The organism is Bacillus cereus group sp. MYBK79-1, from assembly GCF_051915365.1.
GTDB lineage: Bacteria > Bacillota > Bacilli > Bacillales > Bacillaceae_G > Bacillus_A.
This window is the reverse complement of sequence record NZ_JBQAEO010000017.1, coordinates 16,254-37,763: the sequence shown is the minus strand read 5'-3', so window position 1 is coordinate 37,763 and position 21,510 is coordinate 16,254. Positions and strand designations below refer to the sequence as shown.

Below are 21,510 nucleotides of genomic sequence, written 5' to 3'. Positions count from 1 at the left end.
AAAAGTCCTTCTAGCTAAATACTTATTCTATTGAAGAATCAGTTGTTTTCGAATGTATGAAATTGATTTTTCATGGAAAGATATGTTAGTATGTATACAGTTTGAGCGCTCTATTTTTTAGAGTCGAACAGGAGGAGAATGGATATGTCTGATATTGAAGTTGGCGAAGTGTTTACTCTCAGTGATGAGAATAATGAGGATCAGGAAGTAGAAGTACTTGGAGCGATGGATGTCGAAGGCGCAGAATATATTGCAGTTGCCTTCGTAGAAGACATTCAAACAGATTCTGAGGAAGACATTGATATTTTCTTTTTAAAAGTAGAAGAAGATAATGAGTTTTCATACATTGAAAATGATGAAGAGTTTGATAAAGTATCTGCTGCTTTTGATAAAATTTTGGACGAGCAAGAGCAAGAATAATATTAGTTAAAAACACGAGGACGGATGCATATCCGCCCTCTTTTTATTTATCCCACATTAACGGGCAGTAAGACTCCCACCTCAAAATTCAGCAAATGCGGAGGTGTTAGGTAGGAGATCAACTGCCCGTAAAAGCCCGATTGGTTCAACTAATAATCAGTGGGGATGGACAAAACCCCCACTGATTAAAGTTTCACTTTATCACTCATCCAAAGACTTATGCAGCAATTCGAGTACATATTTCATCACAAAAGGACCATCTTTTTTCACATGCTCAGCGAATTCAGAAACGAGACGTAATGTTTTTACACTTTCAATCGGGTGCTCTCCTGATGCACTTTCAGCAGAAAGCATAACGGCATTCGTTCCGTCCAGTACAGCTTGAAACACATCAGTTACCTCAGCTCTTGTTGGAATAGAATGATCTACCATTGATTGAAGCATTTGTGTCGCTGTAATAACATATGTATTCGTTCGATTACATTCCTTAATCATCATTTTCTGCAAGAGCGGAATAAATTGATACGGCAACTCTACTCCTAAATCCCCCCTTGCAATCATAACTCCATCTACTTCTTTACATATATCTTGGAAATTCTCGATTGCTTCCATCGTTTCTATTTTTGCAATTATATTAGGTGACGTTTCTTTATATTGTTGTATATACTCTCGTATTTCTTTTATATGACTAGGTTTTCTCACGAAAGAACATGCGATAAAATCAACATCCTCTTCTAAAAGAAACTGAATATCTTTTTTATCTTTCTCTGTAATAGCTGGTAAACTAACGATTGCCCCTGGTAAGTTCACCCCTTTATGAGAGGAGATATTACCACCTGTTTTCACCTTTGTTTCTATTTTGTCCGTACTTACCTTCTCTACGATTAACTCAACTTCGCCATCATTAATTAAAATTCTACTGCCGACTTTTACATCATTCGCGATTCCTTCATAATCAACACTTGCTTCAGTACTACTCCCTGTAACTGGTTGCGTATGTAAAATAAAAGAATCTCCCGCCTGAAGTATAATTTGTTCTCCTTTTATTTCACCTAATCTTATTTTAGGACCTTGTACATCGCCTAAAATTTTAATAGAGTCATTTAAAGATTTCACTAAACGAATGATGTCTTTATGACTTTCATGCGTGCCATGTGATAAATTAAGCCGTACAATTTTCATACCGTTCTCTATTAACTGCGCTAACGTTTCTTTATTATTACTTGCTGGCCCAATTGTACAAATTCGTTCGATTGTCATTTTTATCACCATCCTTTTTCGTTAGGATTCCCACTAAAAAATGATTAATTCTCATTATAGGTGTCGTCTAAAAATATGAATTGAATAGCAAAATGAAGTTATAATTTAGATCATATAATTACTTAAGCAAAAAACTATAGTTTCTTATATAATGCCTTCATTGATTTTTCTACGTTCAAAAGTTCATTTCGAATACTGTGTACATGAATTCCTGACTTTGTTAAGACTCCAATTAACCTTTCAAATGCACGTAAAGCATCTTTATGTATTTCCTGTTCAATTGCAGTAAGCTCCTTGTTCATGTTACCGAGAAATTGAATTTTCCCCTGATGAACCACTTCTAAATTAACTATAGGTTTTTTATTAAAAATTTCGTGTAAAATACTTTTCCACTTTTCTTTCTTTATTTCTTCTTTCAAGCCCAATTGTCTTTTCATAGCTACAACTAGATCCTGCAAACTTATTTCTAATTGACTAAATTCCTTCTTCGCAAGAATTTTCTTTAACTTATTCGCAACACGCCAGCTCTGTTTTAATCCGACAAAAGCACCTACTAGAGGCAGTACTATAACAAATGCTCCTCCTGATACAAATACGGCTTTCGCAGCAAAAGTACAAGCTACTTGTCCTGCAGCGGCTAATGATGCACGACTCGTTGTATCAATAGCCACATTTCGTGCTGCAAGCTGAAAAGGTAATTGCTCCTTCACAACTCGCCTTAAATTGTAAAAAGAACTCACCCCAGCCGAAATCCAAGGAACCTCAAAATCAAGTATCCCCTCTGCATGAGATAAAGTAGATTGTGTTGCTTCAAGAACTTCTTCTCTCGTTACCCCGATACTATAAACATTAGGGTTATCTGAATAATGCATTGCCAATTCATCATTCACATATACAGGAATATCGGGATAACGTTCTAAATGTTCATCAACAATTGCTTTATTACTACCACACTTCACTTGAAATTGTTCCCCATCAATAAGAATATCCCATCCAGCTTGATTTGAGGTTTCTGGAAACTGTACATCATATCCTGCTGCTTCCAATCTTTGGGCAATCATTTGTTCAGCTACATATCCTTGTAATTGAGCCATGTCTCCTGTAGCTAAGTCTATATCGACTGTTTTTGCAAACTGAGCCAATGAAAATATCGAACTCAAATCCTCACTACGTGCAAAGTCAATTCCTTTAACAACGGTAGGATTAATCATAAAATAATCATATAAAAACTCACCTACACTAATTCCGACAATACCATTCATTTCTTCTGTTTGATTTGTACTCCCAAATAACCTAGCACCTTTTCTTTTATTTTTCTTACCTACTGTGCATTTCATTGCCTGTTCAAATTCACCATTCCGCCAATACTCCCAAAATTGTTCATTTTGAATCATACGATATCACCTAAGCCATAGATTTCTTTTTGTAATGCGCGTAATTCATCTTTCTTTTCATAAAGCATGGTATTTACTGTCGATAAGTTTTTTTCAATATCTCTTTTTTGCTCTTTTAACTTAGTCACTTTTTCATTTACTTTTTGTTTCTCCTTCATAATAAAATGTGCTTCATTGCACATTTTATTTAGGCTTATCGGCCGAATAGAAATCACTTCAACAGCTTGTTCTCTTTTCAATTCATGGATTTGTTTTTTTATTTTTGAAATATCATTTTCATATGAAATATTTGAAACCATTCCGCTAACTCTCCCCCAAAAAGAATCTACCTGTCTATTTTTTCTAATAGACTCTTTCTTAGTTCGCACTTCCATTTCTAAACCCTCAATTTTCATGCTCTTCTGTTTGAAAACCTCTGTCTTTTCATATTCACTTACTAGTATTAAAGAATCAATGAGTTGATTCACTATGTTATTATAAGCACTTGTACTTTCCGATAATTGATTATTGCAATACACTAGACTATCTTTGTTCATTTTTAATTGCTGCGTTATCATTTCGCATTCCTTTTTATAATTAGCAATTACATCTAACAATTTACTTTGCTCGTTATAAAATTGAGACCATTCTTGAATAAAAGTATCATACTCATATACTTTCGCATCTCCTAAAAGTACTGGTAGCATTAATTGAACAATACCCATCTGTAACAATGTTTTCTTCACTTTTTTACTTTGTGTTAACATCATCATGCTACTAAATCCACCAATTAAAATAAAGCCTACTGGTCCTGTCAAAACAGATAATGCAGATGTTGCTGTTATATAAGCACTAAAAGGTAATGTCAATCCAAGCAAACTAGCTGTCCCAGCAATTAACGACGTTAAAGTTGTGTACGCCGCAAATCCTGCTATCTCCACAATAACAGCCAACAATACAGCACTGCCTTGTGTCGCAATGAGTTTTTTTATCGTAGCACTTGTTACTGCATCAATATTTAATTTATCTTTAATCTTTTCTTGCTGCTCTGTTGGTAGAGACTCAATAAATTGCTCAATTTGATTGGCAAAATTTTCTTCTTGATCCGCAGTTAGATTTTTTAACTCCCCACCAATTGACTCGAATATTTTTTGCATTTGATACAATGTTAATTGATTATCGATTGTCAAATGTTCATTACGTGATACAAACGCACTATAATTTTTATCTTTTTTCATTTGAAGTGTATGTGCTTTTTGAAGAATTTCTCCACATTTATTCTCTATTTCATAAGAGGTATTATAGTACGACCCTGCTAGGTCAAATTCTTTTGTCATATATAAAAATAATTGTAAACGTAGTGTATTGTCATCCACATCCTTTAGCTTTGCAATTTCGAAATCTAGCTCTTGCTTTGAATGGTCTACACCTTTATTAAAAAAGTCTTTCGTTTTATTTGCTATCATATTAAAAATTCCAGTCTCCATAACTAAAACATAAATTAAGCGTAATTGCTCCCCGTTTGCCGCCATTAATCCGTTAGCTAAACTTTTACCTATCATTCAAAACTGCCCCCATTTTCTATAAAAATTTATAACAATAATAGATATTAATCTTTATTGCCTAAACTATTTCTTACATCATATAATCATTATATCAATCTATATACAATATTTGTTATATTTTCCGTATAATATTTTCTATAGAAGGATACACTCATCCAAATTCCCCTTAAACAACGTAAAAAAAGCCTACTCCCAAAAGTAGGCTTTTAAAACTACGAAAGTTTCGTTAATAACTGATTTAAATCTTTTTTCGTTTTCGTCGTTAATGATTTCATTTTATTAATGTCTATCTTTTCTTTCTCCGCTCCTACAATTAACGGATACATACTTTGTCCAATTGTTTTATATTCAGCTGGGTGAGATGCTTCTAATTCTTTCTCGATTACATCCCACTTTTCATTAATTTGTTTTCCAAGTTTATTTACTGTTTCTAATTTAGGGTTTGCAGCTAATTGCTTGTCTAAGCTTTCAATTAATGCAGCAACTTCTTTAACATTTGTTTTCACAGCTACGCTTTTCTTCGGATCTTTCGTTGTTTTTCCGTTTGCGTTTGTACTTGTACTTTGATCTGTCGTTTTTCCACTAGTCGTTTCGTCATTCGTTTTTCCTGTCGTCTCTTTTTCTTTTGTTTTCACATTCTCATTTTGAGATGACGTTTTACCGTTACTTTCTGTTCCTGATGATTCTTTCGTATTTTTTGCATCTTTATCTGTTTTTTCATTTGAAGAAGTATTTGTATCTTTTTCAGTATCTTTCGTTGTTTTTGACGTCTCATCTGCACTTGTCGTTTTTGATTCTCCTTCATTTTGCGCTGTTACTTGCTCTTTCTTTTCTGTTTCTTTATCTGCTGAAGGACTACAAGCTGCCATAGTAAGCATTGTACCAATTGTTATCGATGCGATAGCGACCTTTTTCATTTTCATATAAATCCCCCTATGTTTACTTTATTTATCCTCCCCTTTACGATTCGATTTCCCCTTAAAAAATCCCTTTTCATACGAATTACCATCTTTCCGACAGTAATCTTCATAATAATACGTACAAAAACCGATAAACCAGTTTGAATATTCGAGTTTCTTCTACTGCATTTTTCTTCTCTTTGGCAAAAGAAAAAGAGTATATTGTCACATGAAGAATTACTATCTTCATATGACGATATACTCTCCTATCAAATTTTTATCTTTCTTGACATTTTATTTATACAAAAAAATAAAATTTTCTTTCATTTTTTTGTTTCTCAACTTTTGTTAACATAATATTTTTATGAATAACCACCATTCGAATGAATAACTTGCCCTGTAATCCATTTTGCTTCTTCACTTACTAAAAAAGAAATTAAGCGCGCTGCATCTGACGGTTCTCCTACTTTACCTTGCGGGAACTTCCATACTATATGATGCTTCAGTTCCTCTGTAATCCATCCTGTATTCGTCGGTCCAGGGTCAACAGCATTCACTGTAATCCCCTTCTCCATCGCAACTGGTGCTACTGATTTTGTAAATGCTTCAATTGCTCCTTTCGTTGCTACGTATGCTAGTTCATCTGGCATCGGCCCTAACGACTGTCCTGAAGTAAGATTAATAATACTTCCACTCTTTTTCAGTGCATAATGTTTTATAAATAATGAACTTAATAACATCGTAGCGCGAACATTCACTGTATAATGTTTATCTAACTGTTCTACATTTAATTCTTCAATTCTCGTATGATTAGCATACGCTGCATTATTAATTAAAATAGATGGATCACCTAAACGTTCTGAGACCATATAAAACAAACGATTGGGCGAATACGACTGCGATAAATTGATTTCTGCCATTTCACATCGAACACCTAAACTTTCAATCTCCTCTTTCAACAAAAAGGGCTCTTTGTCATGCATTCCCCACGGCATCGCTTTATCATACTGAGACCAGTACGTGAAAAAAATGTCTATCCCTTCTTGAGCAAGCACCTTGCATACAGCTGCACCAATTCCATTCAGACGAGTTGCCCCTGTTACAATTGCTATTTTCTTCACCATTTCTCCTCCATCTATACATAGATCCTCTGCACGAATACAGAGGATCTATCTTTTTATTCAATATTTGACAATATACGTTCGGCACCTAATTTTAAAATTTTAATGAAAATATAATTTACAATCGTAAACATTACAAATAAAACGATAAACATAATCCACAGTCCTACTTGAAGGAAGAAGTATAATAAACTTACTCCTGCTACAATAACTAAAGCTATTAAAATATTAGCTAAAAAATTCCACAAAGTTGTATATCGGCTCTTAAATAATTTCTGCTCTGTATCCCAATGTATATCTGCAGTTTGTGCATCCCAGCGTGTACCGATTAAATTAATTAACAGTAACCCGTTCGCACTTAGTAAAAACCAAAGTATCATGAAGACAGGAGAAATCCCCGCTACAACTGCCATCGTAATACCGAATACCGCCAAAATAATTACATTAATTAACCAAGCAGTGATTGCTTTCGCAAAAAAGATATCCGAAGCTTTTACTGGTAAATATCGATTCACAAACCAAGAGCTTCCATCACGTGAGAATGAAGTTGTTGCGATGACGTTACTTCCCATTAAAAATAGCGATGCGCAAAGACCAACGCCAATTGCAAGTCCTGCTGATTCTGGATTATCAATATACCCTGTGATCCACTTTAAATTCCCATCTTGCACGAATAAAACAAAGAATAACATAATCGGCATAACGAAAGTTTGTACGATACAATTTAAGAAAAATTGTGGTGTACGGAATAACGTTTTAAATTCTTTTTTCACATACGCTTTTAAATGTGAACTTTGTACCGTTGATTTCTGTAAACCTTCTGCTGAAATGACCTCTTTTTTTGCTGTACTCGTTGAAAGTCCAATAACCCCTTTTAAATATGTACGCTCTGCAATGTAATAAAACAACACAAAGAATACAAATGAAATAAGTGCAAAGATGATTACGTATAAAGGACCCTTCCAATTTGCATTTTCTACTAATGCCACTGCTCCGAAATATGTAGTTGGAAAATAGTTTGTCATTTGTACTAAAAGAGAAGATTCGTTGTTCGCTAGGTAATTCGTGATTGCATCTTCAGAAAACGAACTTTTATTTTTCCACTGTAAAAATACATTAATTCCTACAATAAATAGTATACTTACGATTCCAATAAATATATTTCCTCGATCTTTATTTTTCGCTATATTCGTATACCTCATAATAACTGTCATCAGTAACGACGCTAATACTAACGGCACAATCGGGAAAAGTAAGTAAATGAAAATCATATATATGTAATATGTAATAAATGCGCCACTTTTTAACCCATACGTAATAAAGATCGGTAATAAAATAAATGAACTCATTACGTATTGTGTAATTAATACTGTTAGAAATTTTGCAGAAATAATTTGCGCTGGTTTTAATGGTAACGGTAGTAACATTTCAATATCATTGCTGTAGTAAAATACAGTTAAAATGTTCGTGATACTCATTAAAAATACCCATATACTCGCAATCGCAAGTCCCATTGCGATAATCATTCCCGGATTTTGCCCTAAATGTATCATTCCCTCATACATTGCGTGCGTGATAGAACCAAACAGTAAAAAGCCGACAAATAAAATGGCTGCAAATGAAAATACATACGCCCATCGCTTCTTCTTATCTGTTATAAAATCTGCATAATTTAATTTTAATAATACTTTCGTTAACGTCCAAATTTTACTCATTGCCCGTCATCTCCAAGAACATTTTTTCAAGTGATTCATTGGATTTAAAATGATCTCTCATTTCATCTAAATTTCCTTTAAACTGCAAATTCCCCCTATTAATAATCGCAACGCGGTCACATATTTTTTCAGCTACTTCTAATACGTGAGTAGAGAAAAATACAATCTTCCCTTTATCCGCATGTTCTCTCATCATTTCTTTTAATATATATGCAGATTTCGGATCAAGCCCCGTTAACGGTTCGTCTAAAATCCATACATCTGGCTCATGCACGAGCACACCAATAATAACGATTTTTTGTCTCATACCGTGCGAGTAACTTTGAATTTGATCCGATAACGCATTGTAAAGATCAAATTTCTTTGCTAAAGACTCGATTCGTTCTTGTCGTACTTCTTTCGGTACCTCATACATATCTGCCATAAAGTTTAAATATTCAATTCCCTTTAATCGTAAAAACATATCTGGGCTATCAGGGACATAACCAAACGTCTTTTTTGCTTCCATCGGATTTTTCATAATATCAATACCGTTAATCGTAATCGTCCCTTTGTCCACCCCATGAATACCAGTAATCATCTTAATTGTCGTTGATTTACCCGCACCATTCGGCCCTAAAAATCCAAAAATTTCTCCGCTAGGCACTGATAAACTTAAATCTTTTACTGCATAAGTAGACCCGTTATAACTTTTTGACACATTCGTAATTTCAATCATTCCATCCAATCCTTTCCTTAATTACCAAATAACTATATTAATATTATAGCATACTTCTATTTTTAGATTTTTATATTTTTTCAGTTTTTTCAACCTTTAAAATAAATATACAAACCTAATCCAACGATTAAAACGACAGCTAGTATTATATAAATCATCGTCAGCCGTTTAATATTCCCTTTTGTCGCTTTACTATAATTCGCATCACCATTTCGCCCAATTAACACCGTCGCCACTACAGTAATTACTACAAGTAATGCAACGATCATGATCCAAGTTAGCATGCCTTCCTCCCCCTCCTTACAATCATTTTACAATATTATCCTCTTTATTTCGCAGTATATTTCCTCTTTTTACTATTATTATGAAAAGAATTGGAAAACTATTATTACTATACATTTCTATATGTGATATATTTATAACATAACGTGATTTATTTCTAACATCGAAAGGAGAATCTATCGTGAAAACAACTTGGATTAAATATTTAGGATTTCTCGGTTTCTTCGGTTTCCTCGGCTTTTTTTATGAAAAAGGATTGTTTACTATGTTCTGTTTCTTCTCCTTTTTCACAACGTATAGAACGGTTCAACACGATGAACTATTTGAACAAATCGTCAATAAATCGTGCCGCAATGCCTTTATCGTTACATTACTAACTACTGCTATTATTATGTTTATTGAAATGTTATTTCCAAACCCTACGCTACAAGAGATTGATATCGCCCTTATTTTCGGCACGCTCATTCTTACGTTCGGCTTCTCTATGTTCTTTTACGATAAACCTGTTGATGAAATGGAAGATGCACCATGGCGTTCATAACGAAAATAAAAGAATACCGAGCCAAGTTACATATGACACAAGAGGATTTAGCAAAAAGTGTTGGTGTACGCCGTGAAACAATTAGCCATCTCGAAAAAGGAAAATATAACCCTTCCTTACAACTCGCTCACGATATAGCGAAGGCACTTCATAGTACAATTGATGAGATTTTTATTTTTGAGGATTAATTGAGGACACAAAATCATATAAAAATACCGGCATCCTTCCCATGAAGAATGCCGGTATTTCTCATTTATCACCCATACAAAACAGCATGAAATACGCCTAACAGTAAATATTGATCCTTTATATAATCTTCATCATATACATCCATCTCGATATCATACATATCTTCTTCAAGACGAATATTCCAATCTGCGATTACGTAGCCGTTTCGTAATAACTTTCCAAGCCCAATTGAAGTTTTGTGAACAACATATTCTTCTGTCTTATATGTAAAGGTAAATATGAAATTTGCATCCAATAACTTTCCATCACATACAAGTATTTCATGCTCTGCATCATTATTATTGATGTACGTTACTAAAATCCTTCTTTGGCGCTGCCTACTTACATCCTTTGCAATGACGCGAATATTGTCCTTACTATCCTTTATTTCATAAATGATATTACTACCGACTTTCGGAATAAAGTCTAGCACTTTCATCAACATATTTTTATAATAGCCCCGTACTACGCCTACTCTTTCGCTTTCATTATAAACCTCTATCGACGTCGTATCCGCTTTACTATCACACAGTCGTTTGTAAGAAAGCTTCATCATTCGCTCTCCTCTTAAGTACTGATCAAACGTAACGGGATATTCTATCGCGCGCAGTTCCTTATTGAGCTCATTCAAATAGCGTTGAACGCTCTCTACTAATGCTGTAGTGGATATACGCTCTTGAAGTTCAAATTGTTGCCAACTGGAAGAAACTCTCCACTGATCTTCCTCTTCATAGAAGAATCCGAGAATTACTTCCTCACGGTCACTCGTTTCATAATTCATATGTACGTTTTGACCGTATTGTACTTGTTCCATCCACTGTCCTAAATAAATGCCAAGCTCTGCAACCTTCATGCATGGCTTCTGAAAAAATACGCTGTCACTCGCGCGAATCGTTAAATCTCCTTCAATAAAGCCATTTGCATAAGCGGCATACCGTGGTTCATCCTTCTGCGGAATACTCTTGTCTAACTCAAATAAAAACGTTAACATCTTTCACTCACCTCTAGTTATTACACCGATCGTACCTATAAATTGAACGCAACTCAAATTATATCGACGATTTTCCCAATATATCTACCGTAACTCAAAATATATCAACACGATTAAAATGAAACTACCTTTTCTTCCGCCACTTCCACAATTCCTAAAATTTGTAGCAAGCTCTCCACTTCATAAGTCGGCTTAACACCTGTCATATTTTCTTTCAAACTCGGATTATACCAACACGTATCAATGCCGTAAACTTCTCCGCCTTTCATATCAGAAGTTAAAGAATCTCCAACGATTAATACACTTGATTTATCAGTAATCCCAAACTTCTCAAATGCATAATCAAAAATCTCACGTGCTGGTTTTTGATGACCAACCTCTTCTGAAATAATAATATGATCAAAGAAATTACATAAAGGCGAATTTCCGATTCTAGATTGTTGCACCTTCGTATATCCATTCGTAATAATACCTAACTTGCAACCTTGTAGTTTCTCACATAATTGCACTGCACCTTCTATAAGGTGTACTTCTTTCCCTAAGTTTTCAAGGTATACATCACTAAATTGCTGTGCATCTACTTCTATATTATGAAGGGAAAATAATTGTCTAAATCGATCTACCGCTAATTCACTTAGCGTAATCATTTTATTTTCTAAATTTCTCCATAATCCATTACTAATCTCTTTATAACTTGCAAGATAATCATTATACCCTGTAGGCATCCCGAACTGTACAAACGCGTTATGCAAAGCATTTCTTTCCGTTTCAGGAAAATCTAATAATGTATCATCTACGTCGAATAATATAACTTTATATTTCATTATGCTCTCCTCAACTAGTACGTTATTTACAACTTGTATTTTCTCATTAATTCTCTCTTAAGTCGAACTTTTTCCCTTTACGAATCGTAGCTGTACAGAGAACTTAAAGTTGCTTTTAGGCAAACGAGTTATGTTATTCAAAAATAATTAATTGTGAAAATACTATAAATTTGAGATAATTTGGATAATGAATCAAATTTTTAAAAAGGTAATACAGGAATAGAAAGGGGCGGAACAACATAGTAAATTCATGGGGAAGACCTAAAATAACAATCCCAAAAACAAAAAGTGAATGGGTTGGAGATATCATTGGATATTCATTGTTCTTTGGATCAATCATTTTTCTGATCATTATTTGGGGAAGATTACCCGAGGAAGTACCCGCACATTATAACGCATATGGTGCTGTAGATCGCTGGGGATTAAAGTGGGAACTTTTGCTTTTGCCAGGAATAGGGCTTTTCATACTCCTTTTAATGCAAACTTTAGAAAAGTTTCCAGAAGTTCATAACTACCCACAAAGACTGAATGAATCAAATGCTAAAGAGTTTTATTTAAATAGTAGAAAAATGCTTAATCAATTAAAAAATGTCTGTTTACTTATTTTTGCTTTCATCCTATTTGAAACAATTTCAATCGCTTTAAATTGGAGCGGCGGTTTCGGAAAATTATTTTTACCGATATTGTTAATTGGGACAGTTATTCCAATTGTAATAGGAGTTATTAGGCAACGAAAAATTTCATAATAGAAACAGGAGGCTAATCCAATTAGCCTCCATCCTCATTATTTATCCTCTAACAATAACACTTTCATTTCCTCTAACGACTCTTTCGTAAAGCCAAGTGCTTTTTCAGCATACGCTTCAACTGAACCATATTGCTTTTTCACTTCATCAATCGCAGCTTGTAAATATTCAGCGCGCGCTTCAAACATTGCACCTAATATCGCTCTACTTTCATCGTTTTGTAGTTTTGCACCTAAAAAGGCCATCATTTTTTCATTTAACTTTTCACGGAAACCGTTACTTAGTAAATAGTCTTCCATTACTGTTTTTTCCGGTACACCTAGTAAAAGTAATAATAGTGCTGATCCGAATCCAGTGCGGTCTTTTCCAGCTGTACAGTGGTTTACTAACGGTAAGTTTTCTGGGTTTTGCGCTAAGTTTAAGAAGCTCACGAATGCTTCATTACCACTTACGAAATCTTGATTCATTTTCACAAGGTACTCGCCTGGCTTCCCTAACATAGAAAGGTCACCAACTTGGAAAAATTCATTTATGTTCAAGTCTTTCGCTAAATCTTGCATAACTGGTAAGCATACTTGGCGAGCACCCGTAATCTCTGGATTCGGCTTATGCTTCACTTCAAAGTCTGTACGGTAGTCACAAATTAACTTTAAGCCAGACTTTTGTAAATAGTCGATATCCCACTCTGTTAATCCTGCTAATTCTTCAGAACGGTACAACTTGCCCCATTTTACTTTACGTCCTTCAGTCGTTTCATAACCTCCCATATCACGGAAGTTAAACGCGCCTTGTAATGGCAATCTACGCTCAGCTACTGTCACTGCTTGTCCATTACTTCCTACTAGTCTAAAATATGGACGCTCATTTTCACTCGGATTTTCAATTGTACATGATGATTCTCCATTTACCGTTGCAAGTAATTCTCCATTTTCCTCAATATGCTCTGATGAAGTACTCCAGTAAATGCGAACTTCCTCTATATTATTTTCCCACTTTATATATAACGTATTGTCTTCATTTCTTTCTACAGTTGCTTGTAACCAATTTCTTTGCTGCTCCATTCTTTCACCAACGCTTTCTCGTATAATCGAATCTTTCTCTATTGTATTATAGGAATATCTATTTTGTCGTTCTCATTTTTCTTTTTATCTTACAAACAGGCAAAGAGTTCTTTTACTTGTTCAAAATTTGTACACGGATTCCCGTTAAACAAGTTCAAGAACCTTTTTCATCCTCCTAAAACTTCCTCACATATCGCTCAGTACAACTCAGCAGCTGACATCCGTTCTTTTCAAAAACATCCTTCATCCATTCATTTTGCACATTTGTCTCGCCAATATAATAAGATGCGCCTATTTCCTTTAAGACAAACATTGCTCCTGTAAAGAATGCTGCTTCATACCCTTTATTTCGCATATTTGGAGCGACTGCGAAATACATGAGTTTTCCTTCTTCTAACGTACCTCTTTCAATATGGGGAATTACAATTCCTATCGGCACTTCACCTACACTCGCTGTTAAACAATGCTCTTTCCATTGCTCACCAATTTCTTGTAGCATCATATTTACAAATTGATCATAAGTGACTTGTTCTTCCGTCATTTCGTTCCAAAGAGAATAAAATGTATTTTCTCCTACTTCTTCAATAAGCTTAAAATCAATTTCACTTTCTATATCTTCTACTTCATATATATCCTTAAACACAATCATGTTTTCAGTAATATATTCAAATGAATACGTTTCGAAGCATTTCTTATACACATCGTAATTTGGGCTTTTTGAAGAAACCTCAAAATGTAAGTTTTCTATTCCCTCTTTTTCAGCCTCATTAACGCAATACTGCATTATTTCTTCTAATTGCGTTTTTGTAAAAGGCTCCGCATTATTTTCTTTTATCATGATAGAAGAAGCATTTCTTCTTATTTTAAAATATTTTTCTAGCTGTTCTATAGTCATCATATACTTCCCTCATCTATGTCATACTCGAATTTCTACTTGTTCTCCTTGCATGAGCAGGATTGTCCTTGAATATATAGAATACTAGAAAACATCACATCTTTAAAGTGCGGAGGAGGTTCTCCATTGGATATTACAGCATTGCAACAACAGTTAGAGCTTATACAACAAAATGACTATACGCAACTGCAACATATAGATATGAATGAGTTAACACTCAATATGCTTCAGTATGTCGGAACAACTGATAGTTACGTTCGTTACCAGCTTATATATAAATGTTTTGCACATTTCATTCATCATGAATTCCTTATGGATGATCAACTGAAATTACTGTTGCAAACTTGTTTAAGTGATGAGTATTTATATTGTGACATTTACTCCCCACATACAGATGGGGTTTTCACACGTTCTTACACTGTTTCATTACTTGCATTAATACTCCAATTCGCTAACTCGCACTACTTTTTTACAGAGGCGGATATCCAAGAAATAAAAAACAAACTCATTACATACACAAACTTAGAAACGGATTTTCGAGGCTATATTGAAAATAAAGGGTGGGTTCATTGTCTTGCCCACGTATCTGATGCCTTTACTGAAATTGTTCACAATTCTTATACGAATTTTGAGTGGTATGAAGAATTAATTCATTGTTTATTAAATAAAATTTTTATCCCATCGGATCTTTTTCATAATAATGAAGATGAACGAATTGTTACACCGTTACTATCGATGCTATATCATGATTTCCCACAAGATGAGTTAATTTCAATTATTTATAAAAAAATAAAAAGGCTTCCTCAAATTAGAAAACGCCTTTCGCTAAATGAATATTGTATTTTATGTGCCAACATTAAAACCTTTTTACGTACTTTATTTTTCAGAACGAAAGATGATCATAACTTAGCCTTTACAGCACGTAAAACAGAAAGAATGTTAAAAGAACTTCCTAATTATTATTAACTATAAGGAGAACAAATATGGGTTATGTTGAAGACATGAGAAATTTAGTAGGCAATCATCCACTTATTTTAATAGGTTCGCACGCCATTATATTAAATGAGGAAAATAAAATATTACTGCAGCTACGCACAGATTTTAACCGCTGGGGCATTATTGGCGGCGCCTTAGAGTATAATGAAACGTTAGAAGACGCTTTAAAGCGAGAAGTATATGAGGAGACTGGACTTATCATTAAAAATCCAGAACCATTCCGTACATACTCAGGACCAGATTTCTTTCAAATCTATCCAAATGGCGATCAAGTACACGGTGTACTCGTTGTTTATATTTGCCGCACGTTCCATGGTGAACTTGTATGCGACCATACGGAATCGAAAGAACTACACTTCTTTCCGCTTGATGAGTTACCTAGCAATCTTCCTCCTGTTATTGAGAAGATTATTAAAGAATTTCAGCACTCCAATTAAAAAGCATTACATATTAAAAAACCGCATTTCCCGTTATTATAACGCGAAATGCGGTTTTTTATTTCACTGTAAGTCCGAATTATCCCCTTCAGAGTTAGATTGTTATCTCAATCTGATTTCCTTCAGGGTCACTTACTACACTTTCATAGTAACCATCCCCTGTAGTACGCGGGCCGTTTAACACATGGTATCCTGCTTCTCTTAATGTATTCGTTAATTCGTTCACCTTTTCTTTACTACCTACAGAAAAAGCAATATGCGCATATCCTACTGTTTGTGTTTTTATTTTATCGTCTATCCCTACTTGTCTCATAAGTTCTAGACGCGCACCACCTTCAAAAGTTATGAAATAAGATTCAAACTGCTTTTTCGGATTGTGATATAAGCTATTTTCTTCACCACCGAAGTACTGTTTATAGAACTCACGCATGGCTTCTAAATCATTCACCCAAATTGCTACATGTTCAATTTTCATAATCGACACCTTTTCTTTTACTGTATTCAACCAACATTTTTATATTTAATTTTCTTTACTTGTTCTTGTTATCATAAGATCAAGTCCAAGACTTTTTAGTCCATATAAATAATCTTCTTTCCAATCGCTCACTGTTATTTTCGGAATATGTTCTACCGGAATGTACTGCGGACAAGTTTTTACAATTTGATCTATTACAAATTGGTTCACCTCATCATCACAGAAGATAAAGGTATGAGGGTTAATAATAGCTATACATGTAGCTATTAAACGGGTAATAGCATCTATATTATATTTCTCTGGATTATTTGCATCGTTAACTTCGTCTCCACTTCTTAAAGCTTGTAAGAAATTTTTATTATCATACTGCGGAACGAAAGATACTTCTCCTGAGAAAAAGGTGCTTCCTCGTACTACATCTCCATTTATCATAATCCCTGCCCCTGGGCCATTTTGACCTGAATACAAATACACAAGAGATGAATTGTCGTTATTTCCAGTGCCTTTATAATAACCAAGCACTGCGGCATTCATATCATTTTCTATTACTACAGGTATTGAAAACAGATCCTCCAAGTGACTTTTCAAATTGAAATTTTGGAACTTTTCATAACCAGGAATATAGAAAATACGACCATTATCAACCGAACCGGGCACACCAATTGATATAGAGCTTATTTTCGGGAATGTAGCGATAAGATTTTCAATATGTTTTGATAATAGATTCACGCCAGTATCCATTAATACACTTGAAGTACTTCCTTGTTCTTTTACTTCCCCTAAACAGTTAAAAATGGTATAGTTTGTTTCATTTTTTTCTAAAAATATCGCTAATCCTAACATATATTCTGGATTATACGCATATCGTTTCGCTCTTCTTCCGCCACTTGAATCATCTAGACCGACTAAAGTAACTTCACCTTCTTGTTTCATATTTTCTATAAATTTACTTATCGTTGGAAAACTAATTTCTAATGTATTACTAAGTTCAACTTTCGTCGCACTTCCTTGCTCTAGAAGAGCTGTACGAATGCCGCGAAGGATCGTCTCTTTAATCGATTTTTGAGTAACAAATTGTTCACTCAAATCGCTCACCACCTTAATCAACATACTTATTAAACTCTTTTAATAAGTTGCGTTGACAATATATCATACATCATTTTCTAAAGCAATAAAGATGATATATTTCCGCTGCATGCAATCCTTATTTAGCTTGATGTATTCTCTCTCGTAACAGATGATACAATTCCAGACAAAAGAACAAATAATAAAACAGCTAGCAAGGCATTACGTATTCCGAATGCTTCCCCAAGTATCCCTAAAAATGGTGGTCCGACTAAAAAAGCGGTATAACCAATGATAGAAACTGCAGCAACATTAGAAGTCGCATTTTCGCGGTCATCTCCAGCAGCTGACAGACCAATTGGGAACCCTAGCGCTGCACCAATCCCCCACAGTACTACACCAAATGCTAGAAAATACGAATTACTCCCAAATATTACGATTGAAATTCCTAGAATCGCCATCATAATAGTGGCACGTACGACAGCGACACGACCGAATCGATCAAGGAAATAGCTGCTACACATACGAGCTAACGTCATTGCCAATACAAAAATTGTGTACATAATAGAACCTGTCACTACACTTTGCTCATGTCCATCTACCATCACGATAGATAACCAATCATTTGCACTTCCTTCTGCAAATGCCATTCCAAGCACAAATAGACCAATTAAAAGCACCTTTTTTTCCATACGTAAGGTCTTAAGCTTCTCTCGCTTTTTGTTCCGCAATTTCTCCTTCTTTCCTGTTCCATGTGGCAGAAAACGATACACCATACATACAAGTAATACAAACACTACCGAAATCGCAAGAAACTGATACAGAATCGGGATGTGAAGCGACGCTGCGACAGAACCACTGAGCGCGCCTACTAAAGTTCCTACACTAAAAAAGCCATGGAATTTCGGAAGAAGAGTTGTTCCTAATTTCTGCTCAATGGAAGAGCCTTCTACATTCAATGCGACTTCCGCCAATCCGTACCCTACTCCAAATACTAGTAAGCTACTAAAAGCCCCCATACTAGAAACAAAATAAATATTTATCCCTAAACAAATCAATCCAACAATCATAAAAAACATACTGCCTATAATAACGTCTCTAGCTCCCTTACAGTCAATGAAGCGGCTTGCACTTAGTAAACCAATTATTGAACCGACAGATAGTCCGAATAAAATCCAGCCCATTTCTGCATTTGACACTGCTAAAATATCTCGAGTAGATGCTGTTCTTGAAATCCATGTAGCAAAAGCGACACCTGGCAAAGCAAATAAGAGAAAAAGAGCATTTCGAGAGGCAAGTAATGTCTTTGTATAATTGTCCGTACTATATTTCTCCATATGAAACACCTTTCACATTGTCTATACGATAAGACACCAGTTTATTCATATACCCGTAAAAAACGATTTCTATAAGTCTATTGTTTTAATAACTTTAGCTGGATTACCACCAACAACTACATTATTAGGTACATCTTTTGTCACAACTGCCCCTGAAGCAATTACAGCGTTGTCTCCAATTGAAATACCAGGGTTAATTATAGCTCCTCCGCCAACCCAAACATTATTACCAATCTTTACAGGCTTCCCATATTCTTTGCCAGAATTCCGTTCAACTGGATGCAAGGGATGCGTAGCAGTATAAATGTGGACACCCGGTGCAAACATACAATTATCACCGATTCGCACTTCACAAACGTCCAAAATCACACAATTAAAATTTGCGAAAAAGCTCTTTCCAACATGGATATTGTATCCATAATCACAACGAAAATCAGGATTAATGTGGGATTTTCCGTCAGCTGAAGAACCTAAAAGCTGATTTAATAACGTAAAATGTTGTTCATCTCCTGTCTCCATCGCCTCATTATAAAGACGTGTTAAACGTTTTGCCTCCACCCTATCAGCTACCAATTCTTCGTCATCCGCAATATACATTTCTCCTGCCACCATCTTTTCTTTCTCCGTTTTCATACAATCCTCTCCTTTTTTATTATATGAGATACACTTATTAAACATCTTTAATAAGTGACTTTAATTATACTTATTAAACACATTTAATAAGTAACCCTATATTAGCATACTTTTTCATATATGCAACTCATAAGTTTCGAAAGAAAATGTGAACTCTTTGCTTCACCTAATGATATTACGCAAAAATAAGGGAACGCTCAGCATCCCCTCTCAAATCCAATCCGTTTCTTTATTTTTGCTAAATTTACCTTCGCGATTTCTCTTGCCCGCTCAGCACCTTTTTCTAACGCTTCGTATAATAAATTTGGCTCATTCATATACATAGCGTATTTCTCACGAGGTCCGGCTAATTCGCGGTCTACAACGCGCAATAACTCTTTTTTCACATCGCCCCATCCAATGCCAGTTTCATACTTTTCACGCATCGACTGTATTTCATCTTCCGTCGCAAATTCTTTATATATCGTAAATAACGTTTCTAATTCTTTCTGTTCATTCGGAAGTGAGGAGTCTGTTTTAATTTTAAAGATTAACTTTCGTAGTTTTTCTTGTTCTGCAAATAACGGGATCACATTTCCGTAACTTTTACTCATCTTTCTTCCATCAAGACCAGGTAAAATGGCACCTTCTTCTTGTATGACATACTGCGGAAGTGTAAATGTCATGCCGAATTTATGATTAAAATACGTCGCAATATCACGCGCAATTTCAATATGCGGAATTTGGTCTTTTCCAACTGGTACATGCGTAGCTTGAAATAATAATATGTCAGCTGCCATTAAAATCGGGTACGTATATAATCCCATATTCACTCCCGCATCTACCTCTAAACCCACTTCTTTATTTTGCTCCACCCTCGCTTTATACGCATGGGCACGGTTCATAAGCCCTTTCGGAGTTAGGCAAGCTAATATCCAAGCTAATTCTAGAATTTCCGGTACTTCTGTTTGCCTGTAGAAAATAACATCTTCTCCAATTCCAAGTGATAACCAAGTGGCTGCTACCTCTTTCGTATAACTACTGAACTTTTCTGGATCATGTACAGCATTTAATGCATGATAATCAGCTATAAAATACAATGCTTTTCCTTCATTACTCTTTGACATTTGTAATGCAGGTTTAATCGCGCCAATATAATTCCCTAAATGCGGATAACCTGTCGGCTTAATTCCTGTTAACATTATTTTTCCGCTCAACCTAACTCCTCCTTTCTCAAAATAAAAAGAGCCCCTCATCCTTAAAAAAGGACGAGAAACTCCCGCGGTACCACCTTCATTAGCTATCATCATAGCTCACTTCAACTTCTTAACGTGAAGTAACCGTCTTTGCCTACTCATTTCAGCTAGAAGCTCTAGAGCCCATTCCATATTCATCCCTTACTGATTTCCACCACACATCAGCTCTCTGAAAAGTTTCGAATATGTACTCTTCTCTTTCATCGCTTTTCGTTATTTTTTACAGTTTATCACATTTCTCGTTCATCTAAAACTGAATTTTCTTTTTTTGTTAGATTTCAGCAATAGTGATTACCAATTTATTCCGAGAGATATATAATCAATATATATAATCGATTTGCACTACAAAAACGAGGTGATGTTTTGGGTTGGTTTACTAAAAAGAATGATACGTTTAAGATTGATGTGTTTAAGAACGATGATAAAAGTCAAGGTGATACTTTAGGGGTAATTATACACTTCACACCTATCGCTATATATGTATACACCTGCGATGAGTACATAGAAACATTTGACGGTGCGCTCACTTTTGAAAATGAGAACGGAAACCAAGTAGAAATCGGGGGTACTTTCATTTCTCTTGAAGTAGATGCTACTTTTCGCATGGACGATCTAATATTTGATTATAAACTAAAGGAAAGCAATCTACCTATTATTGAATTAAAAGCCTACGCATAAGGTTTATTGGTTTAC

At 34.9% G+C, this 21,510-nt stretch carries 24 protein-coding genes and 1 other annotated feature; of the genes, 7 read left to right on the top strand and 17 right to left on the bottom strand.

The annotated features are described in order from the left end of the window. Positions 1–138: 138 nt before the first annotated feature. The gene (locus ACTFOB_RS21715; protein WP_097819705.1) at positions 139–420 is read left to right on the top strand and encodes a DUF1292 domain-containing protein; all 282 of its coding nucleotides are present in this window, start codon (positions 139–141) and stop codon (positions 418–420) included. 201 nt (positions 421–621) lie between these two features. On the opposite strand, the gene ACTFOB_RS21710 is transcribed toward ACTFOB_RS21715, so the two are convergent. The 8 genes from ACTFOB_RS21710 to ACTFOB_RS21675 all read right to left on the bottom strand — a co-directional run bounded on the left by ACTFOB_RS21710 (position 622) and on the right by ACTFOB_RS21675 (position 9,355). Further along, complete coding sequence (locus ACTFOB_RS21710) at positions 622–1,692, bottom strand: pyruvate kinase (protein ID WP_440028979.1); 1,071 nt, start codon at positions 1,690–1,692, stop codon at positions 622–624. 122 nt (positions 1,693–1,814) lie between these two features. Further along, positions 1,815–3,074, bottom strand: a complete 1,260-nt coding sequence (locus tag ACTFOB_RS21705) for a hypothetical protein (RefSeq protein WP_440028981.1) — start codon at positions 3,072–3,074, stop codon at positions 1,815–1,817. Continuing rightward, the gene (locus tag ACTFOB_RS21700; protein ID WP_440028983.1) at positions 3,071–4,615 is read right to left on the bottom strand and encodes a hypothetical protein; all 1,545 of its coding nucleotides are present in this window, start codon (positions 4,613–4,615) and stop codon (positions 3,071–3,073) included. The genes ACTFOB_RS21705 and ACTFOB_RS21700 overlap by 4 nt, the downstream gene beginning before the upstream one ends. Positions 4,616–4,830: 215 nt before the next feature. Then, on the bottom strand, positions 4,831–5,541 hold the full coding sequence (locus ACTFOB_RS21695) for a hypothetical protein (RefSeq protein ID WP_440028984.1): 711 nt from the start codon (positions 5,539–5,541) through the stop codon (positions 4,831–4,833). Between the two features lie 338 nt (positions 5,542–5,879). Continuing rightward, positions 5,880–6,638: an SDR family oxidoreductase gene (locus ACTFOB_RS21690; RefSeq protein ID WP_440028986.1), complete on the bottom strand. Its 759-nt coding sequence runs from the start codon at positions 6,636–6,638 to the stop codon at positions 5,880–5,882. 56 nt (positions 6,639–6,694) lie between these two features. Beyond that, the gene (locus ACTFOB_RS21685) at positions 6,695–8,353 is read right to left on the bottom strand and encodes a putative ABC transporter permease subunit (protein WP_440028988.1); all 1,659 of its coding nucleotides are present in this window, start codon (positions 8,351–8,353) and stop codon (positions 6,695–6,697) included. Next, positions 8,346–9,071: an ABC transporter ATP-binding protein gene (locus ACTFOB_RS21680; protein ID WP_087984151.1), complete on the bottom strand. Its 726-nt coding sequence runs from the start codon at positions 9,069–9,071 to the stop codon at positions 8,346–8,348. Before ACTFOB_RS21680 ends, ACTFOB_RS21685 begins: the two co-directional genes overlap by 8 nt. A gap of 89 nt (positions 9,072–9,160) precedes the next feature. Continuing rightward, a complete protein-coding gene (locus ACTFOB_RS21675; RefSeq protein WP_440028990.1) occupies positions 9,161–9,355 on the bottom strand; it encodes a hypothetical protein in 195 nt (64 codons plus the stop codon). A 179-nt stretch (positions 9,356–9,534) separates the two neighbouring features. On the opposite strand from ACTFOB_RS21675, the gene ACTFOB_RS21670 reads away from it, so the two are divergent. Together ACTFOB_RS21670 and ACTFOB_RS21665 are read left to right on the top strand one after the other, a co-directional pair. Continuing rightward, on the top strand, positions 9,535–9,894 hold the full coding sequence (locus tag ACTFOB_RS21670; RefSeq protein ID WP_097833192.1) for a DUF3796 domain-containing protein: 360 nt from the start codon (positions 9,535–9,537) through the stop codon (positions 9,892–9,894). Beyond that, entirely contained in the window at positions 9,882–10,082 is a 201-nt protein-coding gene (locus tag ACTFOB_RS21665; RefSeq protein ID WP_440028993.1) for a helix-turn-helix transcriptional regulator, read from the top strand. The genes ACTFOB_RS21670 and ACTFOB_RS21665 overlap by 13 nt, the downstream gene beginning before the upstream one ends. Positions 10,083–10,150: 68 nt before the next feature. Here the strand turns inward: ACTFOB_RS21665 and ACTFOB_RS21660 are convergent, their stop codons facing one another. Next, positions 10,151–11,113 (bottom strand): tubby C-terminal domain-like protein, encoded by a 963-nt coding sequence (locus ACTFOB_RS21660; protein WP_440028995.1) that lies wholly within the window; start codon positions 11,111–11,113, stop codon positions 10,151–10,153. A 113-nt stretch (positions 11,114–11,226) separates the two neighbouring features. Then, entirely contained in the window at positions 11,227–11,937 is a 711-nt protein-coding gene (locus tag ACTFOB_RS21655; protein WP_440028997.1) for a YjjG family noncanonical pyrimidine nucleotidase, read from the bottom strand. Between the two features lie 320 nt (positions 11,938–12,257). Here ACTFOB_RS21655 and ACTFOB_RS21650 point away from each other — a divergent pair, with 320 nt between their 5' ends. After that, entirely contained in the window at positions 12,258–12,683 is a 426-nt protein-coding gene (locus tag ACTFOB_RS21650; protein WP_440029000.1) for a DUF1648 domain-containing protein, read from the top strand. Positions 12,684–12,721: 38 nt separating this feature from the next. Here the strand turns inward: ACTFOB_RS21650 and ACTFOB_RS21645 are convergent, their stop codons facing one another. Both ACTFOB_RS21645 and ACTFOB_RS21640 read right to left on the bottom strand, forming a co-directional pair. Next, positions 12,722–13,744 (bottom strand): tyrosine-protein phosphatase, encoded by a 1,023-nt coding sequence (locus tag ACTFOB_RS21645; RefSeq protein WP_151634531.1) that lies wholly within the window; start codon positions 13,742–13,744, stop codon positions 12,722–12,724. A 175-nt stretch (positions 13,745–13,919) separates the two neighbouring features. Beyond that, positions 13,920–14,642, bottom strand: coding sequence for a GNAT family N-acetyltransferase (locus ACTFOB_RS21640; protein WP_440029003.1), 723 nt, complete (start codon positions 14,640–14,642; stop codon positions 13,920–13,922). Between the two features lie 123 nt (positions 14,643–14,765). Here ACTFOB_RS21640 and ACTFOB_RS21635 point away from each other — a divergent pair, with 123 nt between their 5' ends. Continuing rightward, positions 14,766–15,605, top strand: coding sequence for a DUF2785 domain-containing protein (locus ACTFOB_RS21635; RefSeq protein ID WP_440029005.1), 840 nt, complete (start codon positions 14,766–14,768; stop codon positions 15,603–15,605). A gap of 17 nt (positions 15,606–15,622) precedes the next feature. After that, on the top strand, positions 15,623–16,072 hold the full coding sequence (locus ACTFOB_RS21630; protein ID WP_440029007.1) for an NUDIX hydrolase: 450 nt from the start codon (positions 15,623–15,625) through the stop codon (positions 16,070–16,072). A gap of 94 nt (positions 16,073–16,166) precedes the next feature. Here the strand turns inward: ACTFOB_RS21630 and ACTFOB_RS21625 are convergent, their stop codons facing one another. From ACTFOB_RS21625 to ACTFOB_RS21605, 5 genes are all read right to left on the bottom strand, one after another. Continuing rightward, positions 16,167–16,547 carry a VOC family protein gene (locus ACTFOB_RS21625; RefSeq protein WP_440029008.1) on the bottom strand — a complete coding sequence of 127 codons (381 nt, stop codon included), beginning with the start codon at positions 16,545–16,547 and terminating at the stop codon, positions 16,167–16,169. Between the two features lie 45 nt (positions 16,548–16,592). Next, on the bottom strand, positions 16,593–17,633 hold the full coding sequence (locus ACTFOB_RS21620; RefSeq protein ID WP_440029010.1) for an ROK family protein: 1,041 nt from the start codon (positions 17,631–17,633) through the stop codon (positions 16,593–16,595). Positions 17,634–17,755: 122 nt separating this feature from the next. Continuing rightward, positions 17,756–18,949: an MFS transporter gene (locus ACTFOB_RS21615; RefSeq protein ID WP_440029012.1), complete on the bottom strand. Its 1,194-nt coding sequence runs from the start codon at positions 18,947–18,949 to the stop codon at positions 17,756–17,758. Between the two features lie 69 nt (positions 18,950–19,018). Further along, positions 19,019–19,582, bottom strand: a complete 564-nt coding sequence (locus tag ACTFOB_RS21610; RefSeq protein WP_440029013.1) for a maltose O-acetyltransferase — start codon at positions 19,580–19,582, stop codon at positions 19,019–19,021. 197 nt (positions 19,583–19,779) lie between these two features. Continuing rightward, complete coding sequence (locus ACTFOB_RS21605) at positions 19,780–20,817, bottom strand: tryptophan--tRNA ligase (RefSeq protein ID WP_440029015.1); 1,038 nt, start codon at positions 20,815–20,817, stop codon at positions 19,780–19,782. Positions 20,818–20,822: 5 nt separating this feature from the next. Then, positions 20,823–21,030, bottom strand: a binding site (T-box leader). Between the two features lie 150 nt (positions 21,031–21,180). Here ACTFOB_RS21605 and ACTFOB_RS21600 point away from each other — a divergent pair. Beyond that, positions 21,181–21,495, top strand: a complete 315-nt coding sequence (locus ACTFOB_RS21600; protein ID WP_151634508.1) for a hypothetical protein — start codon at positions 21,181–21,183, stop codon at positions 21,493–21,495. Positions 21,496–21,510: the final 15 nt, after the last annotated feature.

What these genes read in the sequence shown, in the direction of transcription:
- ACTFOB_RS21715 (WP_097819705.1), top strand. Translation starts at nt 139, where the DNA reads ATGGATATGTCTGATATTGAAGTTGGCGAAGTGTTTACTCTCAGTGAT.
- ACTFOB_RS21710 (WP_440028979.1), bottom strand. Translation starts at nt 1,692, where the DNA reads ATGGTGATAAAAATGACAATCGAACGAATTTGTACAATTGGGCCAGCA.
- ACTFOB_RS21705 (WP_440028981.1), bottom strand. Translation starts at nt 3,074, where the DNA reads ATGATTCAAAATGAACAATTTTGGGAGTATTGGCGGAATGGTGAATTT.
- ACTFOB_RS21700 (WP_440028983.1), bottom strand. Translation starts at nt 4,615, where the DNA reads ATGATAGGTAAAAGTTTAGCTAACGGATTAATGGCGGCAAACGGGGAG.
- ACTFOB_RS21695 (WP_440028984.1), bottom strand. Translation starts at nt 5,541, where the DNA reads ATGAAAATGAAAAAGGTCGCTATCGCATCGATAACAATTGGTACAATG.
- ACTFOB_RS21685 (WP_440028988.1), bottom strand. Translation starts at nt 8,353, where the DNA reads ATGAGTAAAATTTGGACGTTAACGAAAGTATTATTAAAATTAAATTAT.
- ACTFOB_RS21680 (WP_087984151.1), bottom strand. Translation starts at nt 9,071, where the DNA reads ATGATTGAAATTACGAATGTGTCAAAAAGTTATAACGGGTCTACTTAT.
- ACTFOB_RS21675 (WP_440028990.1), bottom strand. Translation starts at nt 9,355, where the DNA reads ATGCTAACTTGGATCATGATCGTTGCATTACTTGTAGTAATTACTGTA.
- ACTFOB_RS21665 (WP_440028993.1), top strand. Translation starts at nt 9,882, where the DNA reads ATGGCGTTCATAACGAAAATAAAAGAATACCGAGCCAAGTTACATATG.
- ACTFOB_RS21660 (WP_440028995.1), bottom strand. Translation starts at nt 11,113, where the DNA reads ATGTTAACGTTTTTATTTGAGTTAGACAAGAGTATTCCGCAGAAGGAT.
- ACTFOB_RS21655 (WP_440028997.1), bottom strand. Translation starts at nt 11,937, where the DNA reads ATGAAATATAAAGTTATATTATTCGACGTAGATGATACATTATTAGAT.
- ACTFOB_RS21645 (WP_151634531.1), bottom strand. Translation starts at nt 13,744, where the DNA reads ATGGAGCAGCAAAGAAATTGGTTACAAGCAACTGTAGAAAGAAATGAA.
- ACTFOB_RS21640 (WP_440029003.1), bottom strand. Translation starts at nt 14,642, where the DNA reads ATGATGACTATAGAACAGCTAGAAAAATATTTTAAAATAAGAAGAAAT.
- ACTFOB_RS21630 (WP_440029007.1), top strand. Translation starts at nt 15,623, where the DNA reads ATGGGTTATGTTGAAGACATGAGAAATTTAGTAGGCAATCATCCACTT.
- ACTFOB_RS21625 (WP_440029008.1), bottom strand. Translation starts at nt 16,547, where the DNA reads ATGAAAATTGAACATGTAGCAATTTGGGTGAATGATTTAGAAGCCATG.
- ACTFOB_RS21615 (WP_440029012.1), bottom strand. Translation starts at nt 18,949, where the DNA reads ATGGAGAAATATAGTACGGACAATTATACAAAGACATTACTTGCCTCT.
- ACTFOB_RS21610 (WP_440029013.1), bottom strand. Translation starts at nt 19,582, where the DNA reads ATGAAAACGGAGAAAGAAAAGATGGTGGCAGGAGAAATGTATATTGCG.
- ACTFOB_RS21605 (WP_440029015.1), bottom strand. Translation starts at nt 20,817, where the DNA reads ATGAGGGGCTCTTTTTATTTTGAGAAAGGAGGAGTTAGGTTGAGCGGA.